The organism is Flavobacterium sp. IB48 (assembly GCF_016405855.1).
Classification (GTDB): Bacteria; Bacteroidota; Bacteroidia; order Flavobacteriales; family Flavobacteriaceae; genus Flavobacterium; species Flavobacterium ginsengisoli.
In genome coordinates this window covers 452648-465641 of sequence record NZ_JAEFCA010000001.1, presented here as the reverse complement: position 1 = coordinate 465641, position 12994 = coordinate 452648, and the positions used below count along the sequence as shown (strand labels likewise).

Below are 12994 nucleotides of genomic sequence, written 5' to 3'. Positions count from 1 at the left end.
AAGTTTCTTAAAACAGAAAAAGCCTCTAAAAATATTTTAGAGGCTTTTTCGTATTCGTATATAAACTATATTTTTAGAACAATCCGTTCAATTCAGCATCAATTTTATTAATGATATCTCCTAAATCCTCAGGGTTGTCAACAAAATTAATGTTGTCAACGTCAATGATTAGTAATTTTCCTTTACTATAAGTCTGAATCCAAGCCTCGTATCTTTCGTTCAAACGGCTTAAATAATCGATAGAAATAGAGTTTTCATATTCGCGTCCGCGTTTGTGAATTTGTCCCACTAAATTAGGAATAGAACTTCTTAAATAAATCAATAAATCTGGAGCTTTAACCAAAGATTCCATTAATTCGAATAAAGACGTATAATTTTCAAAATCACGGCTTGTCATTAATCCCATTGCATATAAATTGGGTGCGAAAATATGAGCATCTTCATAGATCGTTCTATCCTGAATGATTTTTTTTCCGCTTTCGCGAATTTGTTGCACTTGACGAAAACGGCTATTAAGGAAATAAATCTGAAGATTAAATGACCAACGCTCCATTTGATGGTAGAAATCATCTAGGTACGGATTATCAACTACATCTTCATAATGAGGTTCCCATTTGAAGTGTTTCGCCAATAATTTGGTCAAAGTAGTTTTTCCTGCGCCTATGTTTCCTGCTATTGCTATGTGCATTACGGTGTTACGATTTTATAATTGGAAATATCTGTAGCTGTAAAAATAGATAAAATTTGGTCTTTGTAATAAAAATTGTCAAAGGTTTTTTCTGAAATTTTAATCTCAGAAATTACTTCTGGATTTGATTTGTTGAAACCTTTAAAATACAATAAATTACCCTTACTGAAAAGATATTGTGAAGAATTAACAATGGCAATTTTATCGAAATCGGTTATTTTTCCTAACGAAGTGATTTTTCCGAAAATGTCACAAGAGAACCAGTTGTTTTTCTTATCAATCCAATAAAAAGCATTAAAATCGGTTTGATAATATTGAATTGGTTCAGTCAACGGAATTGAAACCGTTTTGTATTCATTTTTCAAATAATCAAATAGACCAATCTGCTGATTTAAAGTGTTGTAAATCCATAGTTGATTTTGTGTTGACATTCCGATTGCGCTTACTACAATTGGGGTTGTATTCTGCGAAAAGTTAATTTCAGTCATTTTATTTAATTGATTATCTAATAAGACAACGCTATTAAAATCTTCATAAAACAAAACAATTTTTAACGGATTTTGTAGATCAACTTTTGTTATTTTTCCTAAAGATATATTCTTGTATTCGAAAATTTCTTTTCCTTTAATTTTACTAAAAACGTTGTTTGTTATCTGATACGAATACCCAAATGAATCATATCCTAAAAATTCATCTGAAGTATTTTTGTACTGCGAAATTAAGGTCGGATTTATTTTCAAATCCTGAGCCGAAAGCGCCTGAAAAGTGCAGAAAAGAAGTATGGAGAATAAAATTTTTTGCACGGTTTTACAGATTAGAAAATTGATTTACAAGATTACCAAATTACAAAAAACTCGCATTAAAACATCAATTTTAAGGTTTAAACCTTTTTTTATACTAATTGTCTAAAAAATAGACGGTTCTATCTATGCCATTATGCGATTAATATATTTAGTTTTTTGAATTTTAAAATTAATAATACATTTGAATGTAAGTTTTATTGAATTTGCTCACTTAAAGAAAAACGAAATGAAAAAGATATTTTTTTATATGACTTTGATGCTTGTTTCAACACAAATTCAAGCGCAAAAAGATTTTCAAGGAATGGCTGTTTACGAATCGAAAACGCAAGCGCCAAAATTTGAAGGAATGCGCGGAAATAGAGACATCACGCCAGAGATGCAGAAAAACATGGAGGAGCGCATGAAAAAAATGCTAGAAAAAACATTCATCTTAAACTTCGATAAAGCAGCATCAATTTATAAAGAAGAAGAAAAACTAGAAGCGCCTGGCCAACAGCAAGGGGGTTTTAGAATGATGTTTGGCTCTCTTACGGGAGGCGGAGGAACTTTTTATAAAGACGTAAAAACAAAAACGTATACTGTAGATAAAGAATTTATGGGCAAAGAATTTCTTGTTGTCGATTCATTGCCAAAATTAAACTGGAAATTAGAACAAGAAACCAAACAAATTGGAGGATATAATTGTTATAAAGCGACGGCTGTAAAACAAGCAAGCAAAACCGATTTTAGAAACTTTAGACCTAAGAATAACGATGATAAAAAGGATGAAGCTAAAAAGACGTCAGGAGATACTAAAACCAACTTTGCAGACAACTTTGAAATGCCAAAAGAAATTGTGGTAACGGCTTGGTATACACCAGAAATCCCGATTAATCAAGGGCCAGAAAATTACTGGGGGCTTCCTGGTTTAATTTTAGAAATTAATGATGGAACAACTACAATTTTATGCTCGAAAATTGTTTTGAATGCTAAAGAGAAAGTGGATATTAAACCTTCTAAAAAAGGAAAAGTAATTTCTCAAAAAGAATATGACGAAACAGTGATTAAAAAAATGGAAGAATTTAGAGAGATGAACCGCGGTCGTGCTGGCGGACCTCCTCCTCCTCCGGGAAGATAACTCGCAGCCTTTATTATTTATTCTAAGCATCCTTTTTTAATGAACAAGCTATATTTTTTCGCCGCCTTTTTAATTACTTCTTTTTCTTTTGCACAAAGTGTTCGTTTTGATGGTCTTATTCAAGATGAACAGAAAAATCCGTTAGAAATGGCTAATATCATGGCTGTTAATAACGGAACCAAAGCGATGGATTCGTATGGAATTACGAACGACAAAGGAAAGTTTCAGCTCACTTTAAAGCCAAATACTGCTTATACTATTAAAGTGAGTTATTTGGGAATGAAATCTAAGGAAATGGCTGTATCTACAAAAGCTGAAAACATGACTCAAAATATTGTTTTGGATGGAGATGGAATAGAGTTGGAAGGAGTAGAAATTGTCCGAGAAATGCCCGTTTCTATAAAAGGAGATACGATTGTTTATAATGCTGATTCTTTTAAATCTGGAACAGAAAAAAAACTTGAAGATGTTCTAAAAAAACTGCCAGGAGTTGAGGTAAATGCTGACGGAGAAATAGAAGTAGAGGGGAAAAAAGTCAGTAAATTAATGGTGGAAGGAAAAGACTTTTTTGACGGAGATACTAAATTAGGCGTAAAAAATATTCCTGCTGATGCTATTGATAAAGTTCAGGTTTTAAGAAATTATAATGAAATTAGTCAATTAAAAGGACTTGAAAACGATCAGGATAATGTGGCAATGAATATTAAACTGAAAGAAGGGAAAAAGAATTTTTGGTTTGGCGACGTTACCGCAGGAATTGGTGTTGCAGAATTGGATAGCCGATATATCATTAATCCGAAATTGTTCTATTACAGTCCAAAATATAGTATAAATTTAATTACCAATTTTAACAATATTGGTGAGTTGCCTCTTACGGCTCAAGATTATTTTAAGTTTACGGGTGGGTTTAAAAACTTGATGAAAAAAGGAGGGAGCAGTTTTAATGTTTCTTCAAATGATTTGGGAATTTCATTGCTTCGAAATAATCGTGCAAAAGAAATTGAAACTAAATTCGGAGCTACAAACTTTGCTTATTCGATTAATAAAGCTTGGAATATAAGCGGTTTTGGAATTCTATCAACTTCAAAAACAGAATTGGAAACCAAATCGCAAACCACAATTTTAGATTCTGGAGATCAGCAGAAAAGTAACGAAAATACAAGTCAAAAAAATAATTTGGGACTTTTTAAATTAAGCTCAATCTATAAACCAAACGACAAATTTCAGTTTGATTATGATATTTTGACCAAACTTACTAAACAAGAAGAATATTCAGATTTGTTTAGAGAGCAAATTGTACAGAATGTAGCAACTTCGGAAGATATTTTTACCACCAAAAAACAAGATCCGACTTCAATTAATCAGAATTTGAATTTGTATTACACGCAAAACGCTAAAAATATTTTTGCTTTTGAAATGCAGCATTTGTATCAAGATGAGAATCCGTTTTATAATGCTAACCTGCAAACGCTTCCTTTTGCTTTGTCAGGATATGATGTTACACAATCTAGAAATGATTACAATCAGGATCGTTTTGTAAAAACGAATAAGCTCGATGCTAAACTGGATTATTATTATATGGTAACACCTAAAAGTAATTTCAATGTTACTTTAGGAAACACCTATTCTTATCAGAATTTCAATTCTCATATTTTTCAAATGTTAGATAATGGAGGCAGAAATGATTTAAATAATCCTGAAAATAATAACGATGTAGATTATAGGTTCAATGATGCGTTCGTAGGCTTCCATTATAAAATTCTAACTGGAAAATTTACATTGACGTCAGGAGTAAGCCTGCATACGTATCAAATGACAAACGGACAAGAGGGAACAGATTATTCTCAAAGTTTTAGCAAAATACTGCCAGATTTCTTTGCCTTATACCAAATCAAAAAATCTGAAACACTTACTTATAATTTCTCTTTAACGAATGATTTTACAGATATTAACCAATTGGCAGCAGGATATGTTTTGTCTGATTACAGTAGTTTATTTCATGGAAATCGTTTCTTAGAAAATGCAACTTCGCAAGTGCATACGCTTCGTTATTTTAAATATAACATGTTTAATTTTGAGAACATTTTTGCCAATGCGACTTATACAAAAAAGGTAGATGCGATTAAAACAAAAGCAGATTTTGACGGAATCAATCAATCTTCTGTTCCATATAATTCTAATTTGGCAGATGAAACTTTCTCAGGAATGGGAGCTTATGGACGTTCATTTTTAAAAAACTACAAAGCTTCTGTTAATGCAAGTTTAAACTGGTCAAAGTTTAATAACATTCAAAATGATGACTTGAGAACAACAGAAAGTTTTGTTCAGAGCTATACTGTAAAAGCTTCTACGAATTATAAAAACCTTCCCAATATCGAATTTGGATATAATCTTTTAATTAATAAATATAGTGGTTCCACTTTTTATACCGATAAGCCTTTTGCAAAATTAGATTACTATTTTTTAGATAGTTTCTCTTTTGTTTCAGAATATGAATTCTATCACTATTATAATGGAGATAAAACAGTTGATAACGAATATGATTTCTTAAGTGCCAGTTTAATTTATCAAAAGAAAAACAGCAAATGGGAATATAAAGTTTCCGCAACCAATTTATTAAATACAAAATATCTTAACGACGACAGCTTCTCACAGTTCTCTACAAGAGTTTCTCAATACACTGTACAGCCACGTTATATCATATTTTCGATGAAGTATAATTTGTAGTATTTTAATTGCAAATATTATGATTTTTTGTGATTTGTTTAAAGGAGAATCAGATATCTTTGCGCTATATTATTAACAACAAAATACGTAGTTATGCGCGATTTTATTTGGAGCTTATCACTCCTATTTGCTGGAATTTCTATCTCTTTTGCCCAGACAAATGGATTGGAAAAAGGAACTTATTTATCTACAAATAAAGGAGGGAAAATCAAGTTAAATTTATTGGATGATAATAAATATGAATTGGTTTTTTATTCGGGAGGATATGAAATTAAAGGCGATTCTTTGGTTTTCTTAAAAAGTGAAAATACCGTAAATAATAGATTTGATCTCTCTTTTTTTAAAGATAAAAAAGCAAAAAAAGTTAAGATTAAGTTTTTGAATCCGTCTTATTATTCTTTTTACATAGGAACTCAAAAAGGAACAGAAGCAGTTCAATACCAGAGACTTTCAGACATAAAAACAAAAGTAGATCCTGATTATATAAAAATAGATTTAGATTTTGAAATAGAAAAAACGGATTTCCTTTATTTGGTTTACGAAGATTATAATGGAAAAAGTGATGTTAATAAATATACATTGCCAAAAGATGTTTCAGAAGTAATAATCGATTATGATGTTGCAATTGTTAACGATTTAAATCTTGCAGGATCTTTTGATAAGAATACAAAAGAATTGAGAATTTCTGATCAAGCAGGAAAAGATCCTTTGGTATTTGTAAACGAAAAAGATGAAAAGCCAGCTAAGACTCCAGCAGTCGTTCCAATACAAACTGAAAGTATTTCAAATTGGACGTATCCAGGGAAAGATTCATTTCAAGATTCTTATGGAAATACTGTAGTAGATAGTATATATAATAGTCTGCCAGTTGATAGTACTGCGGTACCTGCTGCAGATTATTCTCTTGATCCTCCAGCTTCTTACACCAAATACGATTTTAAACTAAAAATCGAAGACAATCTAAAAAAGGCAATAGAATCTACGAAAACAGCTAGTAACAAATTTTTGGTAGTTGTGGTTGACAGCAAGAATAAATCGGCTAAGGAAGGTTTTAATGCTTTTGTAAAAGAGCAGGAAACTCAGACAGGATATAATATGTACGATTCGTATAATGCACTGTATGATACTTACAATTATTATTTGGCTGGAGCCGATGATCAAAAATGGCTAAAAAATAATAAAATTACTAATGATCCAAGCGTATTGGTTTTAAATGGAAACGGTGATGTAGTTGCTGCTGCAAAATCAGATTTAACAACACAGCAATATCAGTTTAGCTATTATGGTGATTTGTATAGAAAACTTCAAAGAGCAAGTGCTTTTCTTTCTATAGATAAAGTGTTAAAGAACAAAAAAACTTCAGATGCAGATCTAATTACAGCTTTTAATAAAGCTGCTCTTTTGGAAGCAGTTTATGAATATGAATCAGAAGATGTTTTGATAAATGAAAAAAACGGGACTGAATTTGTAATGACAAAAACGAAATTAGATCAAAAAGAAGTAGCTCAAAGTTGGAAAAAATTGATTGAAGCGCATCAGAAAGATAAAAATGTGAATATGCAATTGGCCGAAACCATTATAAAAGAAATCAAAAATCAAGGGTTTACTAAACAATTCTTTAATGAAGAAAGAATTCTTAATGATACCGATTTTCTTGCTATTGATTATCTGTTAAAACATTCTGATGAAATTGAAAACAATAGGGTGGCATACAATAATACAGAAAATGCGATTCATAGTTTTGGTAATCCTGTTTCAGAAGTTTCTAATGCATTACAGCAAAACCTATATGCTTCGCAGGACGGACTTACAGGTAAAATGAACAAAGAAAAAATCAATTCTGTTTATAAAAAGATTATCGAATCTGGGAAAGGTAATTTTGATGCTTATAGAAATTATTTCTATTATTTGACTCAGGTTGAAGATCAAGATGGTTCTAATACAACTTATTTAAGAGAGTTTAATACCTATTTTGATGCAACATTGGCAGGAACAAGCCCAATAGAAAAATTAGACGCTATTTTTTCAGGTTTAGATTCTAGCTCGAGTTATTCTTATGATGGATGGAGTTCGTTTAAACTTTACCACTCAGATATTTGTAATAACGCAGCTTGGACAGTAGTTTTAAAACCTCAGAATGCAAACTTCTTAAAGGATGCCATTAAATGGTCAGAATATAGTTTGGTTTTAAGTAAAAACAATCCATATTATTTAGACACTTTAGCACAATTGTATTATAAAGATGGACAGGCACAAAAAGCTATCGAAACACAGGTTTTAGCAGTAAAATATATTACTAGTGATGTTGATGAAGAAACTGCAAATCAAATGAAAGAAGTTCTAACTAAGATGAGTAATGGAACATACTAAGTTTAATAAATAAATAATAGACCCGACAAGTTAAACTTTGTCGGGTTTTATTTTTTTAAGAGCTAAAACTAAAAAAGGCTTTCTAAAATTTTAGAAAGCCTTTTTTAGTATTTAAAATTTAGATTGAATTACAATCCAAATGCAGCTTTTACTTGGTCAACAAAATCAAGTTTTTCCCATGTAAACAATTCAACAGTAACTGTTTTTTCGTTTCCGCCTGGAGCAGAGAAAGTTTTAGTAACCGTTTCTGGTTTACGTCCCATGTGTCCGTAAGCAGCAGTTTCGCTATAAATTGGGTTTCTTAATTTTAATCTTTGCTCAATAAAGTAAGGACGCATATCAAAGATAGCTTCTACTTTTTTAGCGATTTCACCGTTAGTTAAGTTTACTTTAGAAGTTCCGTAAGTTTCAATGAAAATTCCCATTGGTTCAGCAACTCCAATTGCGTAAGAAACCTGAACTAAGATTTCGTCAGCAACACCAGCGGCAACTAAGTTTTTAGCAATATGACGAGTTGCATAAGCAGCACTTCTGTCTACTTTACTTGGATCTTTTCCAGAGAATGCACCACCACCGTGAGCACCTTTTCCACCGTAAGTATCAACGATAATTTTTCTTCCTGTTAAACCAGTATCTCCGTGAGGTCCTCCAATAACGAATTTTCCTGTTGGGTTAATATGGTAGTTGATTTTATCGTTAAATAAATGAGCATGCTCTGGGTTTTTAGCGATAATTCTTGGAATCAAAATCTCGATAATATCTTTTTTGATTTTAGCCAACATCGCAGCTTCTTCATCAAAATCATCATGTTGAGTTGAGATAACAATCGCATCAATACGAGTTGGTTTGTTATCGTCGCTGTATTCTAAAGTAACCTGAGATTTAGCATCCGGACGTAAATATGTGATTTCTTTGTTTTCACGTCTTAAAATAGCTAACTCTTGTAATAATTTATGAGATAAATCTAATGCCAATGGCATGTAGTTTTCAGTTTCGTTTGTAGCGTAACCAAACATCATTCCTTGGTCACCAGCACCTTGCTCTTCTGGCTTAGCTCTGTCAACACCTTGGTTAATATCTGCAGACTGCTCGTGAATAGCTGAAAGAATTCCACAAGAATTCGCTTCAAACATATATTCACTTTTAGTATATCCAATTTTACGGATTACCTCACGTGCAATTTGCTGAACATCAAGATAAGTATTCGATTTTACTTCACCTGCTAAAATAACCTGACCAGTTGTAACTAATGTTTCACAAGCTACTTTTGAGTCAGCGTCAAATGCCAAAAAGTTGTCAATTAATGCGTCCGAAATTTGATCTGCAACTTTGTCTGGATGCCCTTCACTAACAGATTCTGACGTAAATAAATAAGCCATAATAATGTAATAAAAATGTATTAATTTTAATTTAAGCGAGAAAAATGATTGCTAAAAAGAGCTAAAGGAGAGTTCCTGCTTTAGCATTTTTTACTGCTGAAATGAATCTTTCGGCATTCATAATGAAATCCTTTCATTATGAAGAGGTTGCAATCAGTTCAAATTTTTCCTCTGTTTCGGGTGCAAAGGTATGAAACCATTTTGATTTGCAAATTAAAGTTCAACTTTTTTTATTTTTTCTAGCAGAAATTTAACAATAACATACTATTTTGATAGGGTAATGGAAAATATTTTGTTTTTTGTTTGGTCGATTAAAAAATAGTTTGCAACTTTGCCCCGTTAAAATAAAAGAAACAAAATGAAATTTACAGTTTGCAATATGATGTCTTGTAAGATGCCGGAGTTATCCGCAGAGACGCTATTGTAGTTATTTTTCAATAAAATATAAATAGAACCTCTGCCGAACCGCAGAGGTTTTTTTTATGCCAAAAATAAACCTGTAAGATTTTTTTTAAGCCAAAAACAATAATTAATCAGTAAAAAAGAAATGAAGAAAAATGTACTAATCGTTTTAGGTCTTGTGACTTTTTCAGGACTTTATGCTCAAGACAATAAAAAAGAGCAAGACAGTTTAAAAAACAACGAACTGTCTGAAGTTACTATTATTGGATCAAGAAGTAAAAACAGAGTTAAAACAGATGTGCCAGTTCCGGTAGATGTTTTTAATGTATCAGAAATAACAAAAGGAGCGCCGCAAACAAGCGTAACTCAAATTTTAAATTATGTTGCTCCTTCGTTTACGAGTAATCCAACTTCTACAGCAGATGCAACAGATCACGTAGATCCTGCACAATTAAGAGGATTAGGGCCGGATCAGGTTCTGATTTTAGTAAACGGAAAAAGAAGACACACAAGTGCTTTAGTAAACATAAACGGATCGCCAGGAAGAGGATCTGTTGGAACAGACCTAAATGCCATTCCGTCTTTTGCCATAGAAAGAATTGAAGTTTTAAGAGATGGAGCTGCCGCACAATACGGTTCTGATGCGATTGCGGGAGTTATTAATATTGTTCTAAAGAAAAACGCTAATTATCTAACAGGAGGAATTCAATATGGAGCAAATTTATCTTCGGGATCAAATAATTTTGAAGGAGGAGCAGACGGACAAACTGCCCAAATAGATTTAAACTACGGAACTTCATTGGGCAAACCGGGAAGTTTCTTGAATATTACTGGAACTGCGGTAACGAGACAAGCAACAAGTAGAGCAGGAATTAGAAGCAATGCTATTTTTAATGCTTACAATGCAGTAGAAAATAGAGCTGCACAAGATGGTGTAGAAATTAACTCTTTGTTTAGCAACATTAATACGACTACAAATTCAGCTCAGATTTTGTCTTCTTTAAAACAATATGCTCCACAAGTAGGTTATTTTACAACAGCTCAACAAAGTGCTATTGCATCAGCTTCAACAATTGCGCAGATGCAGACCGCTTTGAATTTTGATGTTACTAATAATGAATTAGCTTACAGAGGACAGCAGAGAAGTGATTATAATATGAGTGTTGGTCAGTCAGAATTGGCTTCAGGACAAGCATATTACAATGCAAAATATCCTTTAACAGAAACAACTTCTTTGTATTCTTTTGGTGGAATATCGTATAGAAGCGGAAAATCATATGCCTTTAATAGATTGCCAAATGGTTCTGGAACTTTCACTCAAGTGTACCAAAACGGATTTTTGCCAGAAATTGAATCAAAAATTTTAGATGCTTCTGCAGCAGTTGGTGTAACTACGCAATTATTTGGATTTGATACTGATTTAAGCACAAATTTAGGAACAAACTCTTTTAATTATGATGTAAATAATTCCATCAATGCAACTTTAGGGACAAATTCTCCTTTTAGTTTTGATGCAGGAAAAGTTTCGTTTTTACAAAGCACAACCAATTTGGATTTTAGTAAAAAACTAGATGTTCTTGCTGGACTGAATGTTGCTTTTGGAGGTGAATTCAGATATGAAAACTACGAAATTAAAGCAGGAGAAGAAGCTTCTTACGGATTGTATGATGTAAACGGAAATTTAGTTTCAGGAATTCTGCCAAGCAATTCACCATTAATTGTAACTGACTTCTTTGGAAACAAACGTGGAGCAGGAGCACAAGGATTTTCAGGATTTCAGCCTTCGGATGCTAAAGAAAAAAACAGAAAAAGTGGTGCTGCTTATGTTGATTTAGAATTGAATGCCACTGAAAAATGGCTTATAAATGGAGCTGCACGTTATGAAAACTATTCAGATTTTGGAAATACGGTTACGTTTAAACTGGCTTCTCTTTTAAAATTAAATGATAATATTAATTGGAGAATTTCTGGACAGACAGGTTTTAGAGCGCCGTCTTTACAGCAAAGATATTTTGAGTCAAGTTCTACTCAGTTTATAAACGGTTCTCCATATCAAGTGGGGTATTTTACAAACGATTCGCAAGCGGCAAAAAGCATTGGAATTGAAAGTTTAAAACCAGAAAAATCAAAAAGCATTAGTACAGGATTTACATTCAAAATTCCTGAAGCTAACATAACAATTGCAACTGATGCTTATTTTACAAGAATCAACGACAGAATTGTATTGTCTGGACAATATTCTAGACCAACAGATGCGCAAATTGGTGCTGCAACTTCGCCAGAACAGGCAGAGGCGTTGACTTTATTTCAGCAAGCATTTGATTTGAAAGGAGTAGAAAGAGCTTCATTCTGGACAAACGGAATTGATTCTGAAACAAAAGGGATTGATTTGGTAATTTCTCAGAAATACGATGTAATTCAGGATTTCACAATTAGAAATGATTTTGCTTTTAGTTTCAACGAAACCAAAAGAGTAGGCGATTTGCATATTCCAAAATCTATAGTAGATGCAGGTGGAGAGCCGTATATTTATTCATTCTTTCCAGAATCAAGCAGAGTATATTTAGAAGAAGCAATTCCGAAAGTAAAGGCCAATTTGATGACAACATTCAGCATTAAAAAACTGGATATTTATTTAAGAAACAGCTATTTCGGAAAAGTTACAGACCCAGGAGCAACAGATGTGAATTTAGACGGATTTTCTTCTGTGTACGAACATCCGGAATACAGCGCAAAATTGGTTACAGATTTATCTTTAGGATATCAGATCAACAAGCATTTTAGAGCTACAATTGGAGTTAATAATATAGGAGATGTTTATCCAGACAGAAATAATCCTGCAACTCCTGCATTTACAAACACAACGCCAACTTTGTCGCCAGCGCCAAGTACAGATTTGACAAATGCGAATCAGTTTGCGTATTCAAGAGCAGTTTCTCAATTCGGATTAAACGGAAGATTTGGTTTTGCCCGTTTAAGCTTTAAATTCTAATTAAATAAATTTCTTTCAAGTCTTTATTTGAAAGGCTTGAAAGAAATTTAAAAAAAAATAGTATAAAATTTCAATTTTAATTTGGTCGTTCAAAAAATACTTATTACATTTACTCTATCGAATTAGTCGAATTTAAAAAATAATCGAATTCAAATTTTAAATAAAAATGAAAACAATAGCAAAAAGAAATATGATGTGTTGTAAGATGATGCAAATGTGCATCCCAATTTGCTGTTGCCAAAAGTGAAAGAGACAATCTTTGTTATAGTTAAACTATAAGCCCTTTTGGTCGCCATCCGAAAGGGCTTTTTTATTTCCAACATTTTAAATTTTAAATCATGAATACACTAGATATAAATACAATCGCATTTCAATACTTATTAAGAAATAATAATTCGGAAGAGACATCGGCTGAAACACTAAAATATGATCCTGCACAGCAGACAAAAACACAAAAATCATTACTATTTCATTTATATGATCTTGAAGAAGAAGCTGAAGATATTTTAGCTTAAA

8 protein-coding genes are annotated in these 12994 nt (G+C 32.2%); 5 read left to right on the top strand and 3 right to left on the bottom strand.

Annotation, left to right across the window (positions count from 1 at the left end):
- Window positions 1–73 precede the first annotated feature (73 nt).
- Window positions 74–688, bottom strand: a complete 615-nt coding sequence (locus tag JC605_RS02025) for a deoxynucleoside kinase (RefSeq protein ID WP_111367772.1) — start codon at window positions 686–688, stop codon at window positions 74–76.
- Window positions 688–1491: a hypothetical protein gene (locus JC605_RS02020; RefSeq protein ID WP_278019672.1), complete on the bottom strand. Its 804-nt coding sequence runs from the start codon at window positions 1489–1491 to the stop codon at window positions 688–690. The genes JC605_RS02025 and JC605_RS02020 overlap by 1 nt, the downstream gene beginning before the upstream one ends.
- A gap of 226 nt (window positions 1492–1717) precedes the next feature.
- Between JC605_RS02020 and JC605_RS02015 the strand changes: the two genes are divergently transcribed.
- From JC605_RS02015 to JC605_RS02005, 3 genes are all read left to right on the top strand, one after another.
- Window positions 1718–2608 (top strand): GLPGLI family protein, encoded by an 891-nt coding sequence (locus JC605_RS02015; protein WP_198854645.1) that lies wholly within the window; start codon window positions 1718–1720, stop codon window positions 2606–2608.
- A 39-nt stretch (window positions 2609–2647) separates the two neighbouring features.
- The gene (locus tag JC605_RS02010; RefSeq protein WP_198854644.1) at window positions 2648–5335 is read left to right on the top strand and encodes a carboxypeptidase-like regulatory domain-containing protein; all 2688 of its coding nucleotides are present in this window, start codon (window positions 2648–2650) and stop codon (window positions 5333–5335) included.
- 93 nt (window positions 5336–5428) lie between these two features.
- Window positions 5429–7705 carry a hypothetical protein gene (locus JC605_RS02005; protein WP_198854643.1) on the top strand — a complete coding sequence of 759 codons (2277 nt, stop codon included), beginning with the start codon at window positions 5429–5431 and terminating at the stop codon, window positions 7703–7705.
- A gap of 128 nt (window positions 7706–7833) precedes the next feature.
- Here JC605_RS02005 and metK read toward each other — a convergent pair whose 3' ends face one another.
- A complete protein-coding gene (metK, locus tag JC605_RS02000; RefSeq protein WP_111367782.1) occupies window positions 7834–9084 on the bottom strand; it encodes a methionine adenosyltransferase in 1251 nt (416 codons plus the stop codon).
- Window positions 9085–9631: 547 nt separating this feature from the next.
- Here metK and JC605_RS01995 point away from each other — a divergent pair.
- Together JC605_RS01995 and JC605_RS01990 are read left to right on the top strand one after the other, a co-directional pair.
- Window positions 9632–12478 (top strand): TonB-dependent siderophore receptor, encoded by a 2847-nt coding sequence (locus tag JC605_RS01995; RefSeq protein WP_198854642.1) that lies wholly within the window; start codon window positions 9632–9634, stop codon window positions 12476–12478.
- A gap of 338 nt (window positions 12479–12816) precedes the next feature.
- Entirely contained in the window at window positions 12817–12993 is a 177-nt protein-coding gene (locus JC605_RS01990) for a hypothetical protein (RefSeq protein WP_198854641.1), read from the top strand.
- The last annotated feature ends 1 nt before the right edge of the window (window position 12994 follow it).